The 24,609-nt window shown below is 64.3% G+C and carries 26 protein-coding genes; 12 read left to right on the forward strand and 14 right to left on the reverse strand.

Annotated features, from left to right (window positions below; all coding sequences use genetic code 11):
* The 4 genes from Q0R16_RS06520 to Q0R16_RS06535 form a co-directional block, all read left to right on the forward strand.
* A partial coding sequence (locus Q0R16_RS06520) for a TPM domain-containing protein (protein ID WP_295633815.1) occupies nt 1-517 on the forward strand: 517 nt, incomplete at its 5' end.
* Nucleotide 518: 1 nt separating this feature from the next.
* Nucleotides 519-1,199: a hypothetical protein gene (locus Q0R16_RS06525; RefSeq protein WP_295633818.1), complete on the forward strand. Its 681-nt coding sequence runs from the start codon at nt 519-521 to the stop codon at nt 1,197-1,199.
* A gap of 6 nt (nt 1,200-1,205) precedes the next feature.
* Nucleotides 1,206-1,748, forward strand: coding sequence for an NUDIX hydrolase (locus Q0R16_RS06530; RefSeq protein ID WP_295633821.1), 543 nt, complete (start codon nt 1,206-1,208; stop codon nt 1,746-1,748).
* A gap of 15 nt (nt 1,749-1,763) precedes the next feature.
* Nucleotides 1,764-2,543: an SDR family oxidoreductase gene (locus tag Q0R16_RS06535; RefSeq protein ID WP_295633825.1), complete on the forward strand. Its 780-nt coding sequence runs from the start codon at nt 1,764-1,766 to the stop codon at nt 2,541-2,543.
* Nucleotides 2,544-2,559: 16 nt separating this feature from the next.
* On the opposite strand, the gene Q0R16_RS06540 is transcribed toward Q0R16_RS06535, so the two are convergent.
* The 4 genes from Q0R16_RS06540 to Q0R16_RS06555 form a co-directional block, all read right to left on the reverse strand.
* Entirely contained in the window at nt 2,560-3,249 is a 690-nt protein-coding gene (locus Q0R16_RS06540; protein ID WP_295633828.1) for a heavy metal-binding domain-containing protein, read from the reverse strand.
* A 102-nt stretch (nt 3,250-3,351) separates the two neighbouring features.
* The gene (locus tag Q0R16_RS06545) at nt 3,352-3,732 is read right to left on the reverse strand and encodes a VOC family protein (protein WP_295633830.1); all 381 of its coding nucleotides are present in this window, start codon (nt 3,730-3,732) and stop codon (nt 3,352-3,354) included.
* A gap of 24 nt (nt 3,733-3,756) precedes the next feature.
* Nucleotides 3,757-4,869, reverse strand: coding sequence for an S-(hydroxymethyl)glutathione dehydrogenase/class III alcohol dehydrogenase (locus Q0R16_RS06550; protein ID WP_295633833.1), 1,113 nt, complete (start codon nt 4,867-4,869; stop codon nt 3,757-3,759).
* Nucleotides 4,870-4,906: 37 nt separating this feature from the next.
* Nucleotides 4,907-6,271 (reverse strand): MFS transporter, encoded by a 1,365-nt coding sequence (locus tag Q0R16_RS06555; protein ID WP_295633836.1) that lies wholly within the window; start codon nt 6,269-6,271, stop codon nt 4,907-4,909.
* Between the two features lie 278 nt (nt 6,272-6,549).
* On the opposite strand from Q0R16_RS06555, the gene Q0R16_RS06560 reads away from it, so the two are divergent.
* On the forward strand, nt 6,550-6,885 hold the full coding sequence (locus Q0R16_RS06560; RefSeq protein WP_295633840.1) for a hypothetical protein: 336 nt from the start codon (nt 6,550-6,552) through the stop codon (nt 6,883-6,885).
* 12 nt (nt 6,886-6,897) lie between these two features.
* Here the strand turns inward: Q0R16_RS06560 and Q0R16_RS06565 are convergent, their stop codons facing one another.
* Nucleotides 6,898-7,380 (reverse strand): SET domain-containing protein-lysine N-methyltransferase, encoded by a 483-nt coding sequence (locus tag Q0R16_RS06565; RefSeq protein ID WP_295633843.1) that lies wholly within the window; start codon nt 7,378-7,380, stop codon nt 6,898-6,900.
* Nucleotides 7,381-7,495: 115 nt separating this feature from the next.
* The gene (locus Q0R16_RS06570; protein ID WP_295633846.1) at nt 7,496-8,503 is read right to left on the reverse strand and encodes an HWE histidine kinase domain-containing protein; all 1,008 of its coding nucleotides are present in this window, start codon (nt 8,501-8,503) and stop codon (nt 7,496-7,498) included.
* Between the two features lie 260 nt (nt 8,504-8,763).
* On the opposite strand from Q0R16_RS06570, the gene Q0R16_RS06575 reads away from it, so the two are divergent.
* From Q0R16_RS06575 to Q0R16_RS06585, 3 genes are all read left to right on the forward strand, one after another.
* Nucleotides 8,764-9,894: an acyltransferase gene (locus Q0R16_RS06575; RefSeq protein ID WP_295633850.1), complete on the forward strand. Its 1,131-nt coding sequence runs from the start codon at nt 8,764-8,766 to the stop codon at nt 9,892-9,894.
* A gap of 134 nt (nt 9,895-10,028) precedes the next feature.
* On the forward strand, nt 10,029-10,883 hold the full coding sequence (gene purU / locus Q0R16_RS06580; protein ID WP_295633853.1) for a formyltetrahydrofolate deformylase: 855 nt from the start codon (nt 10,029-10,031) through the stop codon (nt 10,881-10,883).
* A gap of 62 nt (nt 10,884-10,945) precedes the next feature.
* Nucleotides 10,946-11,344, forward strand: coding sequence for a VOC family protein (locus Q0R16_RS06585; protein WP_295633858.1), 399 nt, complete (start codon nt 10,946-10,948; stop codon nt 11,342-11,344).
* 6 nt (nt 11,345-11,350) lie between these two features.
* Here Q0R16_RS06585 and Q0R16_RS06590 read toward each other — a convergent pair whose 3' ends face one another.
* The 7 genes from Q0R16_RS06590 to Q0R16_RS06620 form a co-directional block, all read right to left on the reverse strand.
* The gene (locus Q0R16_RS06590) at nt 11,351-12,250 is read right to left on the reverse strand and encodes a TauD/TfdA family dioxygenase (RefSeq protein ID WP_295633861.1); all 900 of its coding nucleotides are present in this window, start codon (nt 12,248-12,250) and stop codon (nt 11,351-11,353) included.
* Between the two features lies 1 nt (nt 12,251).
* Entirely contained in the window at nt 12,252-13,025 is a 774-nt protein-coding gene (locus tag Q0R16_RS06595) for an alpha/beta fold hydrolase (RefSeq protein WP_295633864.1), read from the reverse strand.
* Nucleotides 13,018-13,488, reverse strand: a complete 471-nt coding sequence (locus Q0R16_RS06600; protein ID WP_295633867.1) for a sulfur transferase domain-containing protein — start codon at nt 13,486-13,488, stop codon at nt 13,018-13,020. The genes Q0R16_RS06595 and Q0R16_RS06600 overlap by 8 nt, the downstream gene beginning before the upstream one ends.
* Nucleotides 13,485-14,357, reverse strand: a complete 873-nt coding sequence (locus Q0R16_RS06605) for an amidohydrolase family protein (protein WP_295633870.1) — start codon at nt 14,355-14,357, stop codon at nt 13,485-13,487. Before Q0R16_RS06605 ends, Q0R16_RS06600 begins: the two co-directional genes overlap by 4 nt.
* 202 nt (nt 14,358-14,559) lie before the next feature.
* The gene (locus Q0R16_RS06610; RefSeq protein WP_295633873.1) at nt 14,560-15,984 is read right to left on the reverse strand and encodes an aldehyde dehydrogenase family protein; all 1,425 of its coding nucleotides are present in this window, start codon (nt 15,982-15,984) and stop codon (nt 14,560-14,562) included.
* A 41-nt stretch (nt 15,985-16,025) separates the two neighbouring features.
* Nucleotides 16,026-18,137 carry a PQQ-dependent dehydrogenase, methanol/ethanol family gene (locus Q0R16_RS06615; RefSeq protein ID WP_295633876.1) on the reverse strand — a complete coding sequence of 704 codons (2,112 nt, stop codon included), beginning with the start codon at nt 18,135-18,137 and terminating at the stop codon, nt 16,026-16,028.
* A 139-nt stretch (nt 18,138-18,276) separates the two neighbouring features.
* Nucleotides 18,277-20,013, reverse strand: a complete 1,737-nt coding sequence (locus Q0R16_RS06620; protein WP_295633973.1) for a class I adenylate-forming enzyme family protein — start codon at nt 20,011-20,013, stop codon at nt 18,277-18,279.
* A gap of 200 nt (nt 20,014-20,213) precedes the next feature.
* Here Q0R16_RS06620 and hppD point away from each other — a divergent pair, with 200 nt between their 5' ends.
* From hppD to maiA, 4 genes are read left to right on the forward strand one after another with little or no spacing between them, the layout of a single operon-like run.
* Nucleotides 20,214-21,344 (forward strand): 4-hydroxyphenylpyruvate dioxygenase, encoded by a 1,131-nt coding sequence (hppD, locus tag Q0R16_RS06625; RefSeq protein WP_295633879.1) that lies wholly within the window; start codon nt 20,214-20,216, stop codon nt 21,342-21,344.
* Nucleotides 21,341-21,907 carry a VOC family protein gene (locus tag Q0R16_RS06630; protein ID WP_295633882.1) on the forward strand — a complete coding sequence of 189 codons (567 nt, stop codon included), beginning with the start codon at nt 21,341-21,343 and terminating at the stop codon, nt 21,905-21,907. Before hppD ends, Q0R16_RS06630 begins: the two co-directional genes overlap by 4 nt.
* A complete protein-coding gene (gene fahA / locus Q0R16_RS06635) occupies nt 21,904-23,193 on the forward strand; it encodes a fumarylacetoacetase (RefSeq protein WP_295633885.1) in 1,290 nt (429 codons plus the stop codon). The genes Q0R16_RS06630 and fahA overlap by 4 nt, the downstream gene beginning before the upstream one ends.
* The gene (gene maiA, locus Q0R16_RS06640) at nt 23,190-23,828 is read left to right on the forward strand and encodes a maleylacetoacetate isomerase (protein ID WP_295633888.1); all 639 of its coding nucleotides are present in this window, start codon (nt 23,190-23,192) and stop codon (nt 23,826-23,828) included. Before fahA ends, maiA begins: the two co-directional genes overlap by 4 nt.
* On the opposite strand, the gene Q0R16_RS06645 is transcribed toward maiA, so the two are convergent.
* Nucleotides 23,825-24,601: an enoyl-CoA hydratase gene (locus tag Q0R16_RS06645; RefSeq protein WP_295633891.1), complete on the reverse strand. Its 777-nt coding sequence runs from the start codon at nt 24,599-24,601 to the stop codon at nt 23,825-23,827. The two genes, maiA and Q0R16_RS06645, sit on opposite strands and share 4 nt — an antisense overlap.
* Nucleotides 24,602-24,609: the final 8 nt, after the last annotated feature.

Here is a 24,609-nt window from a genome sequence, read left to right on the forward strand (position 1 = left end):
GGTATCGAGCGTGGTGATCAACACGCAGATCGCGCCGAAGTTCAAGGCGAGCGATTATGCCGGCGGAATCAATGCCGGTATCGACCAGCTTGCCACACTGATCCAGCTCCCGCCCGAGGAAGCGCAGAAACTGGCGGCCGAAGCCGCGGCGAAGGCACAAGCCCATTCGCGGCAAGCGCAACAGCCGCAGATCGGCTTCGGCACGATCGTGTTTCTGGTGATCGTGTTCTTCTTTTTTGTCCTGCCGATGCTGCGCGCGATGCGCGGCGGTGGGCGGCGTTATGGCAAGGACGGCGTCTCGGTCTATCCTCCCGGCGGTGGCGGCTTCGGCGGCGGGTTCCTCGGCGGGCTTGCGAGCAACCTGGCGGCCAATGCGATTGCACGCCAACTGGGCGGCGGCAGCAGCGGCGGATCTTGGGGCGGCGGCAGCGACTGGGGCGGCGGTTCGGATGGCGGCGGCTTTGGCGGCGGTGGGGGCGGCAGCTTCGACGGCGGCGGCGCCTCGGGGGACTGGTAACATGGCCCTGCCCCCCCTCACCGACACCGACCGCGCAGCCATCGCGGCCGCAGTCACCCAAGCCGAAACGCACAGTTCGGGCGAGATCGTCACCGTGCTCAGCCCGATCGCCGATGGCTATTGGGACGTGGCGCTGGCATGGAGCGCGTTCGTGGCGCTGCTGGCGCTGGCAGTGCTCGATATGGCGCCGGCGTTCTACCTCGGGCTGGTCGATCGCGTGCTCGGCCGCTGGGGCGAGGTTTGGACCCCGCGCGATGTGCTGAGCCTGGCGCTGACCGTCGCCACGCTCAAATTCGCGGGCATGGTGTTGTTGCAGATGTGGCAGCCGTTGCGGTTGTGGCTGGTGCCATCGGCGATCAAGGCAGCGCGGGTTCAGGCGCGCGCGGTCACCGCGTTCAAGCTGGGCGCCGAACAGCGCAGCGCGGGGCGGACGGGCGTGCTGGTTTACCTGAGCCTGGCCGAACACCGTGCTGTGATCCTGGCCGATGCGGCGATTGCCTCGAAAGTTTCGCCCGACGTGTGGGGCGATGCGATGCACGCGCTGCTCGGGCCGATCCGGCAGGGCCGCGTGGCTGATGGCATGGTCGCCGCGATCGGCAAGGTCGGCACCGTGCTGGCCGAGCACCTGCCGCCGCGCGCCGCCGCGACAAACGACATTCCCGACCGCCTGATCGAGGTTTGATCCTGCATGACCGATAACGCCGAGCTTCCCGAAGAGATCATGTGGGAGGGCCGCTTCGTCGTGGCCAAGAAGCGGGGCACGTGGGAATATGTCAGCCGCGCGCGCAACATCCGCGCTGCGGTGATCCTTGCGGTGGATGCCGAGAACCATGTAATCCTGGTCGAGCAGTTTCGCGTGCCATTGGGTAAGGTTTGCGTTGAGCTGCCCGCCGGGCTGATCGGCGATCATGATGATGATGCCAACGAGGACGCCTCGATTGCGGCGGCGCGCGAACTGGAGGAAGAGACCGGTTACCGCGCGGGCCGAATGGAGCCGCTCGGAGAATTCTATTCCTCGCCCGGCATGGTCAGCGAAAGTTTCTCGCTGTTCGCCGCGCACGATCTGGAAAAGATCGGCCCCGGTGGCGGGGTTCCGGGCGAGAATATCACCGTCCATCGCGTGCCGCTGGCGGGTTTGGCCGACTTCATTGCCGATCGCCGCGCTTTGGGCGATGCGATCGACGTGAAGTTGCTGACCGTGCTAGGCGTGGAATTTCTGAAAAGACGATAAACGGAGAGGATCATCATGGGGCGCGTAAACGGCAAGCTGGCTTTGGTTACGGGCGCGGCGCAGGGACTGGGCGCTGCAACGTCGTGGATGCTGGCGCGCGAGGGCGCCAAGGTGCTGCTGACCGACATCAATGCCGATGGCGCCGCCGAACAGGCCGCCGCGATCGATGCCGAATGCGGCGCGGGCACGGCATTTTCCATGCGCCACGACGTGACCAGCGAAGACGACTGGAAAGCCGCGATCGCGCTCGCCGCCAGCGCCATGGGCGGGCTATCGATCCTGGTCAACAACGCCGGGATCGGCGTGCGCGGCAATATCGAGACTTGCACCTTGGAAGAATGGCGGCGCGGGTTTGCGGTCAATGTCGACAGCGTGTTCCTTGGGTGCCAGACCGCGCTGCCGTTGATGATGGACAACCAGCCCGGCTCGATCGTCAACATCTCGTCGATCGCGGGGTTGATCGCCAGTGACACCATGCCCGGCTACAACGCCAGCAAGGCGGCAGTGTGGATGCTGTCGAAGTCGGTCGCGCTCTACTGCGGCAAAAAGGGCTGGGATATCCGCTGCAACTCGGTCCACCCGACCTTCATCGACACCCCGATCCTAGACGGCATGGTCGCCAGTTCGGGTCACGCCAAAGAGGTCATCATGGGCAAACTGGCACGCCAGATCCCGATCGGCCGCGTGGGCGAACCGAACGATATCGCCAACGCGGTGCTGTATCTCGCCAGCAACGAGAGCAAGTTCGTGACGGGGGCGGAATTGAAGGTGGATGGGGGAATTTCGGCGAAGTAGATGTTCATGTCGAATCTCAAGTCCGAAGGCTGCATGTTTCGTCAGTCGGGATGAGTTCTCCCCTCAGCCAACCGCGCGTGATCTCCATATTTGCGATCGAGTTCGAGAGCTTTTTCGCGCGTAGTGCTGATCCAGCTTCAAGCACGTTGTCGATGTTCTCAATAAATGCAGCGGTTCCTTGCATATTAACTGTGGCGGCGTTGTTGGCGGTCGTTCCATAATCGATATCGACCGCCAAGACGCAGTTAGCGCCCAACGAGATGGCCTTGTTTACAACGATGGCCCTTGCCGCCGCTTCTCCGCTGTTCACTTTGGACGCCATGCCCGAATCCACGTTTATCGTACCAAAAATGTCAGAAATACCCTGACTGAACTCGTTGAAAAAACCAGTCCCAACCGTCACGTTGGCGGTCACCATTCCAATCAATTTTACCGGTCCGATTTGACCCCACATTCCTGATGTAAACATTGGGAAAAAATGTATATTTTGTTTAATTATATCGGAAAGATCGCCAACAGCCTCATGCACCCTATTCCGTGCTTTCAAGATTTTATCGTAGCCACACTTGTCGCATAGTTCTGGATACGACATTCCCTCAATAAAATTTACAAAATTGATGTCCGCATCGCTCTTTCGCGGATTCGGCGCCTTAATTATGCCGCCAGACGTGATTTTTGCTCCGCAATTTAGGCAATCATCGCTCATACTACGGTCATCCCTGGTTGCGAACTTTATCTCAACCTACAGGCTGACAAGCCATTGGCAAATGTCGAAACACCACCACGCTGCTGATGCCCCGCCCGCCTCTCAGTCCGCGTTCGGGTTGGGCGCGAAGGCGCAGATCTTGTTGCCGTCGGGGTCACGCAAATAGGCGCCGTATTGCTGGCCGGGCGAGTTTGGACGCACGCCGGGCGCGCCATCGTCCGCACCGCCATTGGCAAGGCCGGCGGCGTGCCAGGCATCGACCTTGCTCGATTCCACAGCCTTGAAGCCCAGCGTGTGGCCGTTCGAGACGGTGTGCGGTTCACCGTTGGCGGGCTTGGCCACGATCAGCGCGCCGCTGGGGCTGGGATAGGCGGTGCCGTGAGGCAGCGGCATGCCGGCGTAACCGAGCGCGGCCATCGTCGCGTCATAGAACTTGCGCGCGGCATCGATGTTGTTGGTGCCGAGAAATGTGTGTGAAAACATAGCCTATTCTCCTGAGTAACAGATTCAGAACACGACGACCGAGCGGATGCTCTCGCCGGCGTGCATCAGGTCGAAGGCCTTGTTGATGTCTTCCAGCCCCATGACGTGGGTGATCATCGGGTCGATCTCGATCTTGCCGGTCATGTACATGTCGACGATCTTGGGCACGTCGGTGCGGCCCTTGGCACCGCCGAACGCGGTGCCGCGCCAGTTGCGGCCGGTCACGAGCTGGAACGGGCGCGTGGCGATTTCCTTGCCGGCTTCGGCCACGCCGATGATGATCGACGTGCCCCAGCCGCGGTGGCAGGCTTCCAAGGCGGTGCGCATCACTTCGGTGTTGCCGGTGGCGTCGAAGGTATAGTCGGCGCCGCCGTCGGTCAGCGCGACGATCGCGGCGACTGTCTCCTCGCGGCTCAGGCCCTTGCTGTTGAGGAAGTCGGTCATACCGAACTTGCGGCCCCATTCCTCGCGCGACGGGTTGATGTCGACGCCGACGATCTTGCCCGCGCCCGCAAGTCGCGCGCCCTGGATCACGTTGAGCCCGATCCCGCCGAGCCCGAACACGACCACATTATCGCCTACCTGGACCTTGGCGGTATTGACCACCGCGCCCACGCCGGTGGTGACGCCGCAGCCGATGTAGCAGCTCGACTGGAATGGCGCGTCTTCGCGGATTTTCGCCACTGCGATTTCGGGCAGCACGGTGAAGTTCGAGAAAGTGGAGCAGCCCATGTAGTGGAAGATGGTCTGGCCCTTGTAGCTGAACCGCGAAGTGCCGTCGGGCATCAGGCCCTGGCCCTGCGTGGCGCGGATCGCGGTGCACAGGTTGGTCTTGCCGCTGAGGCAGCTTTTGCACTGGCGGCATTCGGGGGTGTAAAGCGGGATCACGTGATCGCCCGGCTTCACCGACGTGACGCCTGCGCCCACTTCGCGCACAATCCCGGCGCCTTCGTGGCCGAGCACGCTGGGGAACAGGCCCTCGCTGTCCAGCCCATCGAGCGTGTAGGCATCGGTGTGGCAGATACCCGTCGCCATGATTTCGACCAGCACTTCGCCGGCCTTGGGGCCTTCGAGGTCGAGTTCGACGATCTCGAGCATGGTCTTGGGGGCGAAGGCTACGGCGGCACGGGTCTTCATCGGTTGTCTCCTCGATAACAAAGTTGTGGGGTTTGGATCAGTCTAGCGGTCGGCAGGCTGGCACAGGTTCAAGCTCATCGCCATCGCGCAGCGGCAACATGGCCACCAGCACCAGCGCGACCGCCGATCCCATCGCCATGATCGATGCGACCAGCGCAAGGTGATCGTTGCCCAGCGCCTTGAACAGGAAGCCGGCCAGAATCGGTGAACCAGCCGCCCCGGCGCGCCCGATCCCGAGCACGAAGCCGGTGCCGGTGGCGCGTGCATAAGCGGGAAAGCCCAGCGCGAGGGCAGCATAAAAGCCGACGATTGCGGCATTGGTGCAGAACATCGCCAACCCCGCGGCAAACCGCCAGCCCCATAGCGTGTCATGGCCCATGCCGAACCAGGTAACCGCCACGATCCCCAGAAGCAGCACCGTGATCGTCGGCGCCTTGATGTGCCAGCGCTTCATGGCCAGGCCGAACAGCAGCCCGCCGATCACTCCGCCCACGTTGGCGAAAGTCAGCGTGCTGGCCGCTTGCGGCTGGGTGAAGCCGGCGTCTGCCACGATCTTCACCGCCCACTTGAGCACGAAATAAAAGGTGATCGTGTGGAACAGGTAAGCGAATGCCAGCAGCAGCGTGACGGGGCGCAGTTTCGGGTTGGACAGGATGTCGGTGAAGCGCGGCTTGGGCGCGCCAGCCGTGCGTTCCGGGAGACCGCCGATCAGCGGCAGGCCGAAGGCCGTGAGCGAGCGGTTGATCTTCTGGATCGCACCCGCCGGCCGGGTCGCTGCGAAGAACGCCGGAGTTTCGGGCACCAGCCACAGCACCAGCGGCATCAGCAGCGCGGTCACCACCGCGCCGAACAGAAACACCGCACGCCAATCATAATCGACCAGGAGCCAGGTTTGCGCGGCATATCCGCCGATCACCCCCCCAAGCGGATAGCCCACGACGTAGAGCGACATCGCCAGGCTGCGGCCCGCGGTGCTCGATACTTCGGCGGTGACCGCATTGGTGGCGGCCAGCATCCCGCCGATGCCGATCCCGGTGACGAAGCGCCATGCGGTCAGATCGCCAACCCCATGCGCATTGTGCGCCATGAACATGCCCAGAGCCATGTCGACCAGGCACACCAGCATGAGCGGCTTGCGCCCGAACTTGTCGGCCAGACCCCCCAGCAGCATCGAACCAAAGCCCATGCCGACCAGTTCTGCCGAAAGCACCACGCCCAGCGCCTCACGCGGGACGCCCCACTCCTTCGCCAGGCCAGGCGCGGCAAACGCGCTGGAGAGCACGTCGAACCCGTCCAGCGCGTTGAGCGCGATCATCAAACCGACCACGATCCATTGGCGCAGGCCCATCGGCGATTGCTCGATGATCCCGCGCGGATCGCGCACGGCGTAAATTGCTGTCACTCCGGCACTTCCCCCTCGAAGCAATGCCACTGTCCTCGCCCCTACACTCGGCCGGGCACACCCCGTCGCCTTATTCGTGTATCGGCGCAAGCAGGTCGAGCAGCAATTGCACCTTACTTGATCGAAAAACGAAGCACGCCTTTCGCGGGAGTCGCGCGCCTGGCCTTGCGCTGTCCAACAAGCCGGTCTTGATTTGTCCGGGCGCGTGCTATCTGGCGCCGGACGGACCAAGGGTGTGGCGCGTATCGTGAACGGATTTGGCATGACAGGACTTGCACATGGCCCGCGCTGACCGGCTCGAACGGCTCGATCGCAAGCGGTGCGATCTCGAAGCCGATTACACCGCCGCGCTGGTCGAAGCGCTCGAACACACCGTGGCCGGATCCTGGGGCCTGTTCGATCACCGGCAGGACCGCAACGATCGCGCGCGCGTCGCGCCGCTGATCGCACAGCTTGCAGAGCTTGCCGAAGACATCGACGAGGCGCGCGCGGGGCTGGGCATGGAGGTCTTCGCGCTCCATGCCGAATTCATGGCCGAACGCGGCCCGCCCGGCGCCGAAGCCGTGGGTGAACCGAAACAGGCGCGCGCATTCCTGGCCCGGTTGCAGCGCTAGAATTTCTTGCGCTTATGCCGCGACCGTGGCGATCCGCTCTGCCAGCTCGTCGAGGATATGGCCGTTGAAGCGGTGGCGGGCGAGCGAACGGGCATCGAGCTGATCCGCACCCGCAACTTGCCCCAGGCAATCCCGGCTTGCGCAGCTGCAAGCGAACGCGCGGTCCATCGACCATTCGGTCGACGGGTAGAAGAACGTGATCTCGTCGCCCGGCGCGATCGGGTGGAGCGCGCGGATTTCCATGCGCGCGGTGTCGAAGAACACGTTCGGATCGCAACTGTGGTTGATGTATTGAAGGTGCTCTGGCGCCAGCAGGATATGAGCATCCGGGCCGGTCTGCACGGTCAGGTAATTGGGCACATCGCGCGTTTCGCGCGCGCCGAACGGCGCCAGCACCTCACCCTCGGCAACCGCAACCGCTGCGATGGCGCGGTGATAGCCTTGCGCATTGCGCATCACATGCAGCCGATCGTCGCCCGCAACCCTGTTTTCCATGCCGTACCCCCGGTCCTTGTCCGGTTGGGTTACTAGCCGCCCCGATCGCGTGCATTCAAATGAACTCGCGGTCATCTTTTAGCGCCAGTGCGGCTCTGCGCATTCGCTTCGGGAATCAGCTCGCCAGCCGGTTCGGATCGACCAGCAGCGTAACGACCAGGCCCTCTTCCGCCCAGTCGTATACAATAGATCCGCGCAAATGCCCCGTGATGCTGCGTTCGACCAAGCGGCTGCCGTAGCCCGCGGGACCCGTTGGCGCCGTGACTTTCGGGCCACCCCGTTCGGCCCAGACGATCGTGATTGCCGCGTCATGCGCCGAACTCGACACATCGAGCGTGCCCGTATTGACCGACAGCGCCCCGTATTTTAGCGAATTGGTGGCCAGTTCGTGGATGATCAGCGCCAGCACCGTGGTCGACGCTTCGCCCACGCTGATGCGCGGCACCGACACCCTGATCCGCCCGCTGAACGCGCCCAGATCGTCGTAAGGCGCCAGCAGCACGGTCAGCAGATCGCCCAGAAGCGAGGATGGTGCATGGGTTTGGCCCGGAACCGGCCGCACCAGATCGTGCGCGCGGCCCAGCGCGGTCAGCCGCAGGGTCAATTCGTGCGCCATCTCGTCGACGGTGGTGGTCGATCGCGAGGTAATCGCGGTCAGCCCCGAGGCGATCGCCAGCAGGTTCTTGACGCGGTGGCTCATTTCGCCGGCGAGCAGTTCGCGGCCTTCCTCGGCCTGCTTGCGGCTGGTGACGTCGAGGAAAATGCCGAACATGACCCGGTTGATGATGCCTTCATCATCGCCCTGCCCGCGTGCGGCGATCCACTTCAGCTCGCCATTGACGATCGCGCGGAAATCGATCTCGAAAGCACCGATGATCGCGCGCGTGGCGTTGAAAGCGGCACGCACACGATCGCGATCGGCGGGATGGATATGCGCCGAAAGGTCTTCGAACGTCACGTCCTTGCAGCGCTCCACGCCCCACAGATCGTAAGCGTGATCGTCCAATGTAAGGTTATCGGAGTCCACATTCCACGCCCACAGCGCCACACCCGCCGCTTCGATCGCGCGGATGAGGTTCCTTGATTCCCAATGGATTGGCTGATGTTTGTCCGGCGTCGTCATCGATACTCCAGGGTCACGATGCGTTGGCCCGAGTTTGGCGCACGGTGGACCAAGGACTAGCCCGTGCAGCGCAGGTTGGCCAGCTTTGGCGGACGGACTTCGAACAATGGCAAGGAGTTGGCTCGGCCTGTCCGCTCTCCTTGCCGAAGTCGGCAGCCGCGCCGCGCGCAAGACGGATGCGCTCAGGCCCAAAAACTGAAGCTGTTCGGCCCACCGGCATTCGGGTTGCGTAAACCTATTTGCCATAGGACCGCCACTCCATGTCGCGCGGCCTCTCCATCTATCTCGATTTCCTGCGGCTGATCGCGGCGGTCGAAGTGTTCGTGTTTCACCTGGCCGCCTTCGGCTTTACCGGGCTCCATCGCGCACCGTGGAATGCCTATGGGCACGAAGCCGTCACGATCTTTTTCGTCCTGTCGGGCTTCGTGATCCGCCACGCGGTGCAAGTGGGCGATCCGACGATCGCGGCGTTCGCGACCAGCCGCTTGGCGCGCGTCTATTCGGTGGCCGTTCCCTGCCTGCTGCTGACCTTCGCGTTCGACCTGATCGGCCATCGTCTGGCGCCCGATTTCTACGATGGGCTGACCACCACCGGATCGTCGTTGTTCCGCCTGGCGATCGGTGGCGCGATGCTGAACGAGGCGTGGGTTTCGGTGCAGATGCTGTCGAACACGCCCTACTGGTCGATTTCCTACGAATTCTGGTATTACGTGCTGTTTGCAGCGCTGTTCTACCTCAAGGGCGGGCAGCGAGTGCTGGCCACCCTGGCCGCCGCGATCATTGCCGGCCCCAAGATCCTGCTGCTGTTCCCGATCTGGCTGATGGGCTGGCTCGCCTATGTCGAGCACAAGTCCGAAAGAATGCCGATGGGACTGAGCGTTGCCCTGTTCGCGCAACCCGTTGTGATGCTGGCGGCGTTCGAACGGCTGCATCTGTCGGAGGGCGGACGGCACGTGCTGGAGGTTCTGATCGGGCATGATGCGTGGCGCAACGGGCTCGCCTGGTCGCGCTACGTCATCAGCGACAGTATTCTGGGGGCCAGCATCGCGTTGCACCTGGTGGGTGCGAAGCGGCTCGGCCCGCCGCTGTGGGCAGTGCTCGCCCCCGTGCGGCGCCCGATCCGTTTTCTGGCGAGCCGTTCGTTCACGCTTTACCTGTTGCATCAGCCGGCGCTGCTGATGGTGGCCGCGTGCCTGGCCGCGGTGCCGCTCGGCCCGTGGCGTTCCGCAGCGATTGCAGCCGTGACCCTTGTCGTCATCCTGCTCGTGGCCATGATCACCGAAGGCCAACGCCGGCGCGTGAAACCGACGGTTGCCGCACTGGTCGAGCGCATCGCCGGCCTCGGCTCGCGCCGCGCAGCACAACAGCCAGAGTTTCTTCCGGGAAGGTGATCCGTGTGGTGCATCGCCATCGGCCCGCCTGCGCTGGGGGCATGGCAACCCCCAAAAAAGTCATGGCCTGTGCCGAGACTTGCCATCGCGCACCATCCAGAACAATGCGAGCGACCTGGACGGGAGACCCATGAATGACTGCGCCGTTGATTCTTACCCTTTCGTGCGAAGACCGGCCCGGCATCGTTTCGCGCGTGACCGGATTTCTGGCCGATCTGGGCGGCAACATCCTTGAAGCGCAGCAATTCGACGATACCGAGAGCGGCCGGTTCTTCATGCGCGTGGTGTTCGATCCGGGCAGCACTCCGCTGGAATTGCTGCGCGGCGGCTTCGGCAACCTGGCGCAGCAATTCGGCATGACCTGGTCGATGCGCGACACCGCGGTGCGCGCCAAAGTGCTGTTGCTGGTCAGCAAGTTCGATCATTGCCTGGGCGATCTGCTTTACCGCGTGCGCATCGGCGAACTGCCGATGGACGTGGTCGGGATCGTCTGCAACCACCCCAGGGAAGCGCTGCAACAGTCGATGATCGGCGATATGCCGTTCCACCACCTGCCGGTCACCAAGGACACCAAGCCGCAACAGGAAGCGCAGATCAAGGCGATCGTCGAGGAGACCGGCGCCGAACTGATCGTGCTGGCGCGCTACATGCAGATCCTGTCGGACGATATGGCCAGCTACCTTTCGGGCCGCTGCATCAATATCCACCATTCGTTCCTGCCCGGCTTCAAGGGCGCCAAGCCCTATCACCAGGCGCACGCGCGCGGGGTCAAGATGATCGGCGCCACCGCGCACTATGTCACCACCGATCTCGATGAAGGCCCGATCATCCACCAGGACGTCGAGGCGATCACCCACGCCGACACCCCCGACGATCTGGTGCGCAAGGGCCGCGACATCGAACGCCGCGTGCTGGCCGAAGGCGTGCGCCTGCACTTGCAGGACCGCGCGCTGCTGAACGGCAACAAGACGGTGGTGTTCAGGACCTGAGGTCGGGATTTGTCACTGCCAGGTAGTCAGTCTAAGCTCGCCAGCGCAAAGTGAGGCCCGCCATGCAAGTCAACGCGCTCGATCACATCAACATCATCACCGACAAGCTCGACGAAACCGCTACGTTCTACGCCACGCTGCTGGGGCTGGAACGCCGCGACGGCCCGCCGCCGCTGACGCCGATGAATGCGCAATGGATGTACGCCGGGGGCAAGCCGATCGTGCACATCAACAGCACCGACTGCCCGCGCACCTTCGAACGCCCGGTCGAACCCGGCGCGCTGACCGGCGCAATCCACCATGTCGCGCTCAATTGCTCGGGCCATGACGAGGTCACCGCCCGCCTCCAGGCCATGGGCCGAGACTTCAAGACCAACACCGTCGCCGCTATCGGCCTGCGCCAGATCTTTACGCCCGACCCCAATAACGTGCTGCTGGAACTGAATTTCTTCGGGGATTGAGCAGCGCTACTCCACCACCCCGCCCGCAATCGTGGTGCGGTACATCTCTCGCCGATACCCATCATAATCGTTGGGCGCGAGGTGGAGGCACAGGCGGTTGTCCCACATCACCAGCATATCAGGCTCCCAGCGCAGCCGGCAGGTGAAGGCGTGCTGCGTGATATGCCGCGTCAGGAAATCGAGCAGCGGCCGGCTTTCGGATTCGGTCATGCCGTCGATGCCGCAAGCGTAGACCTCGTCGACATAGAGCGATTTTTCGCCCTTCACCGGATGCGTGCGAACCAGCGGGTGCGCGGTGCCTGCGATCGCATCGGCCTGCGCCTGCTCGCTGGCGAAGGGCAGCGCCTTGCCCTCCAGCCTGAGCGAGGTCGCGATGTTCGCCTCGGCCGACATCCGCACTTTCAACGGCGCCAGCATCGCCTGCATGGCCGGGCTCAGCATCCGCAACGCCAGCGCGCAATCGGCCCAGGTGGTGTCGCCACCGAAGGGCGGGACCTCGACCGAGCGCAGCGTGCTGATCGCGGGCGGCGTGGGCAGGAACGCCGAATCGGTGTGCCAGCCGCTGCCGAACAGCGCCCTGGTGCGGGTTTCGGCTTCCTTGATCACCGGCTGGACTTCGGGAACGCCGGGCACGCCTTGCGTGTAGGCATCGGTGGCGAAATCGCCCCAGCGCGCGGAGAAATCGCGGTGCTGTTCATGCGTGATCCTCGCCCCCCGCACATAGATCATCTTGTGCCGCCACAACGCGTCCTGCATTTCGGCAAGCGCGGCGTCGGACAATCGCGTTACGTCGGCGCCGGTGATCTCGGCGCCCATCGCCGCCGATAGCGGCAGCGCGATGATATGCGCATAAGGCCGCGCGGCGTTGTCGAAGTGACCGGTGGGGCTGATGCGAACTTCGCGCATGTCATTGGTCCCCTTGCGGAATTGCGGCAATCAGCGCCTCGGCAAGTTGCTCGACGCGCGACAGGTAGGGACTGTGATCGGCATCGAGCGTGACCACCGCTGCGCCCGGAGAACGCTGCTGCATCAGCCTTTGGCTGGAAATCGGAATGGTGCGATCTTCTGTGCATTCCACGTAAGTGCGCGGGAGACTGCCCCATCGCTCGGCCGTCAGATCGAGCACTTCGGAGCGCGGCCCATGCGGCTCGGCCATCAAGCGCGGCAGCACCGCCGCCACCTTCTCGGGCGGTGACAGTTGCGCGAACACCGCGCCCGCTAGCGCCGGGTCGACCACGGTACCCGCCCCGCCCGCCGTGCGCGAAATGATCGCGTCGAACGCCGGATTGGGCTGCTCCATCGTCTTGAATTGTGCGCGCGACAGGCCCGATGGCAGCATCATCGCGCAGATATAAATTAGCGCGTCCATCGCGCCCGGATCACGTTCGGCAGCCGCGCTCAGCACCAGCCCGCCGCGGCTGTGCCCGGCGAGCACCACCGGCGCATCGCCCACTTGCGCGCGCATGGCGCGGCACTGGTCGAGTGCGAAATCAGCCCAGCGGCCCAGCGTCACCGCCGCCAGTTCGGCCTCGCTCCCGCCCATGCCCGGCAGCGTCGGCGCCGATACCGCGTGGCCGTGCGCGCGCAACCGTGCGGCCAGATCATCGAAGCACCAGCCGCCGTGCCAGCTGCCGTGGATCAGGACGAAGCCGGCCTTGTCGCTCGCCATCGCGTCAGTCACCCTGGGCTACGAAATCGGCCCACACTTTGGCGCGCGGATCATCGCTTGTTTCGGGTGCCCATTGTGCGTGCAGCAGCGCGCGGGCGGCCGCCCGGTCCATGCCCTGCTCGCGGTTGAGCCGGTAGAAGAACGCCGAAACGCGCCAGTTCATGATGCAGTGGACGTGGACCGCACCCTGATGCGCGCCCATCGCACGACAAAAAGCCTGGTAATGCGCCTCGTCAGGAGCATCGAACGGCACCGGGATGTGCGTGTAGGCCATGCCCGCGGCCATGACTTTGGCGCCCTCGTCGGCCAGCGCTTCGGGATGATCGGCCAGTGCCAGGTTGATGACGTGGCCGGTGCCGAGCGTTGTCAGCGCCACCAGATCGCCATCCTCGATCCGGCCCGATGTGGTGGTCTGGTCATCGAGCCGCTGCCATGCCCGGATGTGGTCGGGGTCTGCCGTCTCGCCCACGTTCACACCAGCCCCAACACGCGCGCGGCGTTGTCCTTCATGATCCCGGGCATGACTTCGTCCTTGAAGCCCACGCCCTTGGCCGCCTCGATCCACTTGGCCGGGTGGATCAGCGGGAAATCGCTGCCGAACATCATCTTCTTGCGCAATTGCGTATTGGCGTACTGGATGATCTGCGGCTGAAAGTACTTGGGGCTCCAGCCCGACAAGTCGATGAACACGTTGTCCTTGTGCAGCGCCATCGACAAGCTCTCATCCACCCACGGCCAGCTTGGATGCGCCAGGATGATCTTCATGTCGGGGAAATCGACCGCGACATCGTCGATCAGCATCGGCTGCCCGTACTTCAGCCGCACCCCGCCGCCGCCGCGCATCCCGGTGCCCATGCCCGAATGCCCGGTGTGGAAGATCGCGGGCAGCTTGTATGCGTTGATCACCTCGTAGATCGGATAGGCCATGCGATCGGCCGGGTGAGCGTTCTGCATGATGCCGTGGAACTTGAAGCCGCGCACGCCGTGGTTTTCGATCAGGTCCCTCGCCTCGCGCGCGCCCAGCTTGCCCTTGTGCGGATCGATCGAGGCGAAGGGGATGCAGATATCGTCGTGCTTGGCGGCGAATTCGGCAACTTCGTAATTCGAGATGCGCTTGGCGCCCAGCCCGCTTTCGGCATCGACCGTGAACAGGCAGAACGCGATCTGCTGCTCGCGGTAGATCTCGGCGATTTCGGGCATCTTGGGCCGTTCGCGCGGTGCCTTGAAGTAGGCGCTGGCGGCGTCGAAGAATGCGCCCATCACCGGATCTTCGGGATCGTGGCAACTGACTTCGGCGTGGACGTGGACGTCGATCGCCTTGATCAGGCTGAGGTCGATGGGCATGGGGCAATCCTATTTTGCAAGTACGCGAGGCAATCGTCTCTCTACCCGTCATGCTGAACTTGGTTCAGCATCCATAGCGCCGCGAGCGCCGAGCCTGAATGGCAAACGCAAAGCGCGCGGCATGATGGACCCTGGAACGCCAGTCACCGAAGGTGAAACGAGTTCAGGGTGACAAGTGTGTGGGGACGGTCTCGTCAGCCCGTCAGACCAGCGCGTCCTTCTTCACCGTGATCACCTGGCTATAGGTGAACTCCTTCAGCCCCTCGACGCCATACTCCGCGCCGAAGCCCGATTGCTTGTGCCCGCCGAACGGCGCGAACGGCGAAAGGTGGAGGAATTCGTTGATCCACACCGTGCCTGTTTCAAGCTGCTCGGCGATCTTCACGCCACGGTCGGTGTCCTTGGTCCACACCGCACCGGCCAGGCCGTAATCCGAATTGTTGGCGCGTACGATCACTTCCTCGTCGGTCGAAAACTTCATTAGCGGCATGACCGGGCCGAACTGTTCCTCGGCCACGATCCGCGCGTCTTCGGGCGGGTTGTCGAGGATCGTGATCGGCACGTAATAGCCCGAGCCCGAGGGATCGATGTTGCCGCCCACCAGGAACTTGTAGCCGTTGTCCTTGGCGTCCTGGATCAGTTCGCACACGCGGTCGAACTGCTTCTTGTTCTGGATCGGACCCACGCCCGTGCCCTGATTGGCGCCATCACCCACCGTCACCGCCCTGGCAACTTCGGCGATGGCAGCGCTCATCTCGTCATAGATATCCTCGTGGATGTAGATGCGCTTGGCCGCGACGCAGATCTGCCCGGCGTTGGTGAAGCTGGACCAGAACAGCTGTTCGGCCACCTTCTTCACATCGGCATCGGGCAGCACGATCGAGGCGTCGTTGCCACCGAGTTCGAGCGTGATGCGCTTGAGGTCCTTGCTCGCGCCTTCCATGATCTTCTTGCCGGTCGCGGTCGATCCGGTGAAGGTGATCTTGTCGATATCGGGGTGCGCGGTAATCAGCGGCCCGAGGCTGTCCTCGCCCGTGATGATGTTGACCACGCCCGCGGGCACCACGTCCTTGATCAGTTCGGCAATGCGCAGCGTGGTCAGCGGGGTGAACGGACTGGGCTTGAGCACGATCGTGCAGCCCGACAGGATGGCCGGCGCAATCTTCTGCACCGCCATCAAGACCGGGAAGTTCCACGGCACGATCCCGCCTACCACGCCAACCGGCACGCGGCGGGTGCGGCTGAGCCGGGTGTCGCTATCCTCGTTGATCGTGTCCTCGAGCGTCAGCGTCGACTGCGCGTTCATCATCGCTGAGGCGCCGCCGATTTCGTATTGCGCCTGCGCGTGCGGCTTGCCCTGTTCGGTGGTGAGCAGGCGATAAAGCTCGTCGAAATTGGCCTGGATCACTCCGGCCATCGCCTGGATCACCTTGCGGCGATCGTCGACCGGGGTCTTCGACCACGTCTTGAACGCGCGCCGGGCGGCGGCGACAGCACGATCGAGTTCTTCCGCGCCGCAAGCGGGCACGTGGCCGACGACCTGTTCGTTGGCGGGATTGATAACGTCGAGCGTCTTTGCGGTCGAGACCATCTCGCCGTCGATTAGGTTGCGGTACTGTTCAGCCATCGGGTTTCTCCAACTGGTTTGCGTCGGGGGTGCCCCCCAATTCACTTCATTCCGAGCTTCTTGTCCTCGTTTGCGCGCTTGATCACGTATTGGCGCACGTCTTCGACATCCTCGGGCTTGAGCGCGGTCTTGAACGAAACCATGCCGTTATGCTGCAAGGCACCGTCGATCACCACCGAGCGGATCGCGTCGGGCGAATTGATCGCACCCGAATGGCGCAGATCGGGCACCAGGCCGCCCGCTACCGCGGCATCGCCGTGGCACACCGCGCAATACCGTCCGAACACTGCGGCGCCATGCGCCGCCTGCTCGGCCGTGCCCTTGAACGCGGGCGGATCGAGCACAAGCTGCGCCAGCGGCTTGATCGCCGGCAGCACGCCCTTTGCCCCCAGCTTGAACACCATCAGCCGGCTGATATTGCGCACCGCGCCCGACTTGTTGGCCAGCGTGCCCGCCGAAAGATCGTAGACCCCGCCCCAACCGACCATGATCGCCACGTACTGCTGCCCATCGATCGCATACGTCATCGGCGCGGCAATCACGCCGCTTTGCGTGCCGAACGACCACAGCTTGCTGCCCTTGTCGGCGCTAAAAGCCGCGAATGTGCCGCCGGCGGTGCCCTGAAACACCAGGTTGCCCGCGGTCGACAGCACGCCGCCGTTCCATGGCCCTTCGTACTTGACCGTCCACCTGGCGGTTTGCGTAACCGGGTCCCACGCGATCAGCTTGCCGGTGGTGGCCGCCGCCGCGCCCGCGCGCGCCTTGGGATCGGCCGGCATCGCCACCGATCCTGCATCGAGCCCGGTCTGGAAGCCGATGTCGGTGGCCTTCCAATCCTTGGCGCCCAGGTACGGGTAAGCCAGATCGTTCGCCGGGATATACAACAGCCCGGTCTTGGGGCTGAAGCTCTGCGGCTGCCACGAATGCGCTCCCAGCGCGCCGGGCAGGCTGATCCACGGCTTGCCGGTCTTTTCGTACATGGCATCGGGATTGAACGTGGGCGCGCCGGTTTTGGGATCGATGCTTGTCGCCCAGTTGACCGTGGTGAAGGCCTTGGCCGAGAGGAACTGGCCCGACTTCGCATCGATCAGATAGACATGCCCGTTCTTCGGCGCGTGCATCACGACGTGCTTGTCCTGGCCGCCGATCTTGAGATCGGCCACCGTGATCGGCGCATCCGAATCGAAGTCCCAGCGGTCTTGCGGGGTTTCCTGGAAGTGCCAGGCATAAGCGCCGGTATCGGCATTCACCGCCACGATCGACGAGGTGTAAAGGCTATCGCCCTTGCGCCCGACCGGGCCGGGGTTCCACGGTTCGGCATTGCCGGTGCCGAAGTAGACGAGGTTGGTCTTGGGATCGTAGACGATCGAATCCCACACCGTGCCGCCGCCGCCGTATTTCCACCACTCGCCCGACCAAGTTTTGGCTGCGGCTTCCTGCGCCTTGTCCTCGAAAGGTTTCGAGGGATCGCCGGGCACGGTGTAGAACTTCCACACTTCCGCGCCGGTTTCGGCATCATAAGCCGCGAGGTAACCGCGCGCCTTGTACTCGCCGCCGGCCGCCCCGATCAGCACGCGGCCCTTGGCAATGCGCGGCGCGCCGGTGATCGCGTAGTCGCTGTCGTTGGGCACGACCTTCTTTGCGAAGACTTCCTTGCCGGTCTTGGCATCGAGCGCGATCAGCCGCCCGTCGAGCGAGCCGAAATAGAGCTTGTCGCCATAAAGCGCCGCTCCGCGATTGACCGCATCGCAGCATACATGAACCAGCACTTCGCGCGGAACCTTGGGATCGTAGCTCCACTTGAGCTGGCCGGTTTTCGCATCGTAAGCGTTCACCTTCGACCAGGCGGTGGTCACGTAAAGCATGCCGTCGTGCATCAGCGGGGTCGCTTCCTGCCCGCGCGCGGTATCGAGATCGGCCGACCATTCAAGGCCAAGCTGCCCGACGTTCTGGTCATTGATCGCGGTCAGTGGTGAAAAGCGCTGTTCGTTGCTGTCGCGCCCATAGCTCAGCCATTCGTTGTCGCTGGCATTGGTCAGCATCGCATCGGTGACGCCGCTAGTAGCCAGCTTGGCCGAACCGGCATCCCCGTTCTTGTGGCATCCCGCCAGCGACAACAGCGCCAATGCCAGCAAACCTGAACTCTTCCGCATTCCCCATCCTCTTCCCGTCGCGACCCGCTCTTCCGGCGTCGTCAGTTTATCAAGCGTAACGCGTTCACCCGCACCTTGCCCGCTGCAGTGCATGGAATCGAGTCCCTAAATGCAATCGAGTTCCCCGTTATCGGCCCGGTCAGGCCGCAAACAGCGCCTTCAAATCCTTCTTCAGGATCTTGCCGTTGGCATTGCGCGGCAGCGTTTCATCGAGGAACAGCACCCGCACCGGCACCTTGAACGCGGCGAGCCGCGTCCGCACCCAGTCCTGCAATTCGGCCTCGCTGGCGCAAGTGCCCGGCGTGCAATGGACCACCGCCGCCGGTTCTTCGCCGAGAGTGCGGTGCGGAAGGCCGACCACTGCCGCGTCGGTGACTGCGGGGTGGCTGTAAAGCGCGTTCTCGACCTCGGACGAATAGATGTTCTCGCCGCCACGGATCACGATGTCCTTGGCGCGGTCGACCACATAGAGGAACCCGTCCGCATCCACCCGCGCCAGATCGCCGGTGCGCACCCAGCCTTCGACGAAAGTGGCGGCGCTGGCTTCGGGGTTGGCCCAGTAGCCGTGCACGATCATCGGTCCGCGCGCCCACAATTCGCCCACTTCGCCCGGTGGCATCAGCGTCACCCCATCCTCGTCGGTGATGCGTAAGTCCGCCACGGGCACAGGTGGCCCGGCGCTGTCGGGCCGGTTGAGGTAATCCTCGCCCGAATGGCTGGTGACGGTGGCAGAGGTCTCGGTCATGCCCCAGCCGTTGCCAGGCAAGGCACCGAACACCTCGTGGATCTTGCGCACCAGTTCGGGCGCCGAGGGCGCGCCGCCGTAGGCGATCGATTCGAGGCTGGAGAGATCGTATTTCTCGCGGTCGGGATGTTCGAGCAGTTGCCAGGCAATCGTCGGCACCCCGCCGGTGGCGTGCACCCGCTCGCGCTCGATCAGGCCGAACGCCTGGACGGTGTCCCAGCGGCGCATGAACACCATCTTGTGGCCGGCCGCGATCGCCCCCATCAGCGTGGCGCTGCACGCGGTGGCGTGGAACAGCGGGATCACCGTGAGGATGGTTTTCTTGACCGGATCGGGCAACGGATCGCCGCGCCGCAACACCGATCGCGCTGCCGCATAAGCGCTGGTCATGATGTTGGTGGTGAGATTGCGGTGGCTGCCGAGCGCGCCCTTGGGATTGCCGGTAGTGCCCGATGTATAGAGGATCGTTGCGGGATCGTCGGGCGCGATGGCCACTTCGGGCAAGGCGCGTTCCGGCAAGCCGCCATAGCCGGCAACCGGCCCTATCGCGTCCTCGATCCGCGCCACGCCGGGACCGGCCTCGTCAAGCCGCGCCACGATCACGTGTTCGAGCGCGGAGAGGTCTGCGCGGTGCGGTGCGATCCGCTCCAGCCGCTCGGCATCGCAAACCAGCACTTTCGCGCCCGAATTGACGAGGCCGTACGTCAGTTCGCCGCCGGTCCACCAGGCGTTGAGCGGCACACAGATCGCGCCCAGCACGGTCACGGCAAAAAACGTCACCGGCCATTCGGGCAGGTTGCGCATCGCCAGCGCCACGCGATCACCCTTGCTCACGCCGAGCGACTGCAAATACGCCGCCATCGCCGCAACCGCGCGGAACCACGCATCGAAACTGACGCGCTCATCTTCATAGACGATGAACGTCGCGTCGCCATGCGCGGCGCCCAGCCTGGCGATTTCGGCCAGGTTGGCGGGCGCGTGCGTCCACACTTTGGTGGGCACGCCGCCAATCGTGACCGTCTCGTATTCGAACTTCCCGCCCGGCGCGCAGAGCAGCGACTCGATCTCGCCCAGCGAAAGCGCCGGCCAGCTTTGCGGTATGGAAATCGACGGCCCGGCGGCGGGCTCCATGGTCTCGATCAAGCGACTCTCCCACCGGGCATCTGAACTGCGCCCGGTCAACGGGTTACATCATCGCGCTTCGCTCGCGTCAATTGGTGTCATCGCAGATCCGGAGCGGCGCACCCGAAAACTGGTTTCAATTGCAAATAGTTTTTCACCTTTGGACGATTGGTGCTATTCGTGGTTCATCCTTCGCCACGGAGAGCCGCATGCCCGATCTGTTCGACAACCCCCTCGGCCTCGATGGCTTCGAATTCGTCGAGTTCTGCGCGCCCGAAAAGGGCCTGCTCGAACCCGTGTTCGCCGCGATGGGCTTTACCGAGATCGCGCGCCACCGTTCGAAGGACGTGAGCGTATGGCGGCAGGGCGCGATCAACCTCATCGCCAATTACGAACCGCGCAGCCCAGCCGCCTGGTTCGCCGCCGAGCACGGCCCATCGGCCTGCGGCATGGGCTGGCGCGTGCGCGATGCGGCCAAGGCTTACGAAGAAGCGATCGCGCGCGGGGCCGAACCGGTCGAGGTCCGCACCGGGCCGATGGAACTGCGCCTGCCCGCGATCCGCGGCATCGGCGGTTCGATCATCTACCTGATCGACCGGTATGAGGGCCACGAAAGCGGCCAAAATTCTCAAGATCTTGGCCTGACGATTTACGACATCGATTTCGTCATGCTGCCCGGCGCCGAACGCCATCCCAAGGGCGCAGGTCTGCACACGCTCGATCACCTGACGCACAACGTCTATGGCGGGCGGATGGCGCATTGGGCGGGCTTCTACGAGCGCATCGCCGGCTTCCGCGAGATCCGCTTCTTCGACATCAAGGGCGAATATACCGGCCTCACCAGCAAGGCCATGACCGCGCCCGACGGCAAGATTCGCATCCCGCTCAACGAGGAAGGCGGTTCCGGCGGTGGCCAGATCGAGGAATTCCTGCGCCAGTACAACGGCGAAGGCATCCAGCATATCGCGCTGGCGTGCGACGATCTCCTGGGCACCTGGGACAAGCTCAAGGCGCTCGGCACCCCGTTCATGAACGCCCCGCCCGCCACCTATTACGCGATGCTCGACGAGCGACTGCCCGGCCATGGCGAGCCGGTCGAGGAACTGCAAAAGCGCGGTATCCTGCTCGATGGCTCGACCGAAAACAACGATCCGCGCCTGCTTCTGCAAATCTTCGGCAACACCGTGATCGGCCCGGTGTTCTTCGAATTCATCCAGCGCAAGAAGGACGAAGGCTTCGGCGAAGGCAACTTCACCGCGCTGTTCAAGAGCATCGAGCGCGACCAAATGGAGCGTGGCGTGATCGGCGAGAAGGCCAGCATCGGGGAGCCGGCCGAATGAGCAGCTTCCCCGAACTCAAGCGCATCCACCACGTCGCCTACCGCTGCCGCGACGCCGCCGAGACCGTCGCCTGGTACGAACGCGTGATGGGCATGACCTACACCACCGCCTTTGCCGAGGACCACGTGCCTTCGACCGGCGAATTCGATCCCTACATGCACGTGTTCCTCGATTGCGGCGGGAGCAACGTGCTGGCGTTTTTCGAACTGCCGAACCAGCCCGAGATGGGCAAGGACCCCAACACTCCCGCCTGGGTGCAACACATCGCCTTCGAGATCGACGACGTGGCGGGCCTGCATGCAGCCAAGGCACGGCTGGAGGCCGAGGGCATAGCGGTGATCGGGCCGACTTATCACGGCGTGTTCCGCTCGATCTATTTCTTCGATCCCAACGGGCATCGGCTGGAACTGGCGTGCAATATCGGCACGGCCGAGCAGGACGCCGAATTGCGTGCGCTGGCGCCGGTGATGCTCAGGGAATGGAGCGAAACCAAACGCGCGCCGCGGCACGCCGCCTGGCTGCACGAGGACCCCGACGCCGATCGCAACGGGCCGGGCGCGTGAGCACGATCGACCATACCCATGACGCCGCCGCGACCAGTTGGGTTGCGGGCACGAACGATCACGCCGATTTCCCGGTGCAGAACCTGCCGCTGGGGGTGTTCGCGCCGGCGGATGGCGCGCCACGCATCGGCACCGCAATCGGCGATTTCGTGCTCGACCTCGCCGCGCTGTCCGGTCGCTTGCCCGCCGAAGTCCGGCCCGCGTTGGGTGAAACCACGCTCAACACGCTGTTCGCGTGTGCCCCCGAGGCGCGCCGCGCGTTGCGCCATGCGGTGTTTGCACTGCTGACCGATCCGGCGCAGCGCGAGCACGTCGAACCGCACCTGCACGCCGCCGCCGACGTCACCATGCACCTGCCCGCGCGCATCGGCGATTACACCGATTTTTACGTCGGCATCCATCACGCCACCAACATCGGCAAGCAGTTCCGCCCCGACCAGCCGCTGCTGCCCAATTACAAGCACGTTCCGATCGGTTATCACGGCCGCGCCTCGTCGGTACGCGTTTCGGGCACGCCGGTCGTGCGCCCGAGCGGCCAGCGCAAGCCGCCCGAGGCCGATGCGCCAGACTTCGGCCCATGCCGACGTCTCGATTACGAACTCGAAATGGGCGTGTGTATCGCAGGCGCGAACGATCTGGGCGAGCCGGTGCCGATCGCCGATGCGCCCGACCGGATTGCGGGCCTGTGCCTGCTCAACGACTGGTCCGCTCGCGATTTGCAGGCGTGGGAATACCAGCCGCTCGGCCCGTTCCTGGCCAAGAATTTCCTCACGACGGTTTCGCCGTGGGTGGTGACCTCAGAGGCGCTCGCCCCGTTCCGCATCGCGCAAGCACCGCGCCCTGCCGGCGATCCGCAACCGCTGGCGTACTTGTGGGACAAGGACGACCAGCAGGCCGGCGCGTTCGCGATCACGCTGGAAGTGTCGATAGCCAGCGCCAGTATGCGCGCCTCTGGAATGCCCGCGCATCGGCTGAGTAGCGGGCCTGCCAGCAACATGTACTGGACGGTGGCGCAGATGATCGCGCACCACACTTCGAACGGCTGCGATCTCAATCCGGGCGACCTGCTCGGCACCGGCACGATCTCGGGGCCCACGCGCGATGCGTTCGGCAGCCTGATCGAATTGTCGAGCGGCGGGCGCGAACCTATCCCGTTGCCGGACGGCGAAACCCGCGCATTCCTGGAGGATGGCGATGCGCTGACTTTGTCGGGCTACGCATCAGCACAGGGGTATCGCACCATCGGTTTCGGCGCGTGCGAAGGCGTGATACAGCCCGCGCGATGAGCTTGACCCTCCACGACTACTGGCGCTCGGGCGCGGCCTGGCGGGTGCGCATCGCGCTCAACCTCAAGGGGCTGGAATACCGTCAGATCGCGCACAACTTGCGCACCGGCGAACAGCGCGATCCGGCCTACCTTGCGCTCAACCCGCAGGCGCTGGTTCCCACGATCGAGGCCGATGACGCGGTGCTGACGCAATCGCTGGCGATCATGGAGTGGCTGGAGGAGACGCACCCGCAGCCGCCGCTGTTGCCGCGCGATCCTCTGGGCCGCGCGCACGTGCGGGCGATGGCGGCGATCGTCGCGTGCGATATCCACCCGCTCAACAACTTGCGCGTGCTCAGCAGCTTGCGCGACGATCTGGGAGCGCGTGAGGCGGCCAGCCAGGCCTGGATCGCGCGCTGGATTGCACCCGGCTTCGCTGCGCTCGAAACCATGATCGCACGCCACGGCGGGATGTATGCCTATGGCGACACCCCGACGATGGCCGATTGCTGCCTGGTCCCGCAAACCGCCTCGGCGCTGCGGTTCAAGGTGGACCTGACGCCCTTTCCCGCGATCCGCCGCGTGGCCGAGACTTGTGCCACGCACCCCGCGATTTCGGCGGCACACGCGGGATTGCAGCCCGACGCGGATTAAGCCTGTCCGCGCCCGCGCTCCATCACAGCGCGGCGATTGGCTTCGACCTCTTCAGCGCTGACCTGCCCGTTCGCCGCCGATGATACCGCGTGTTCGTGCGCCAGCGCGGCACCGAACGGCAGCGCATAGCCTTCATCGATCAGCCGCTTGTACGCGCCCACCATGCCCGGATCGGCGCTGGCGATATCCTGCGCAAGCTTGATCGCCACCGCCAGCAAGTCGTCCGCCGGCACCACGCGGTTGACCAGCCCCCACGCGCAAGCCGTTGCTGCATCGAGGAAGTTGCCCGACAGCGACAGCTCCTTGGCGCGCGAAATCCCGATCATCCGCGACAGCTTTTGTGACAGCCCCCAGCCCGGCATGATCCCCACCCGCGCGTGCGTATCGGCAAAGCGCGCATTCTCGCTAGCGATCAGGATGTCGCAGGCCAGCGCCACTTCGAACCCGCCGGTGATCGCCACGCCGTTGATCGCGCCGATCACGGGCTTCCTGCATTGCTCGATCGCCTTGACCGGGTTTTCCTCCGCACCTTCGGCATTGGCGGCGCCCAGGTTCGACGTGTCTTCGCCCAGTTCCTTGAGGTCGAGCCCGGCGGTGAACGCACGCGTGCCCGCACCGGTCAGCACCACCGCGCGGATCGTGTCGTCGTCGTTCACCTCACGCATGGCTCGCGCCAGATCGGAGCGCAGCGCGCGTGACAGCGCGTTCATCGCCTCTGGTCGGTTGAGTGTGACCACCGCCACTGCGCCGTCTCGTTCAATCGTTACCAGCATCATCGCGC

Source organism: Novosphingobium sp. (assembly GCF_025351285.1).
GTDB lineage: Bacteria > Pseudomonadota > Alphaproteobacteria > Sphingomonadales > Sphingomonadaceae > Novosphingobium.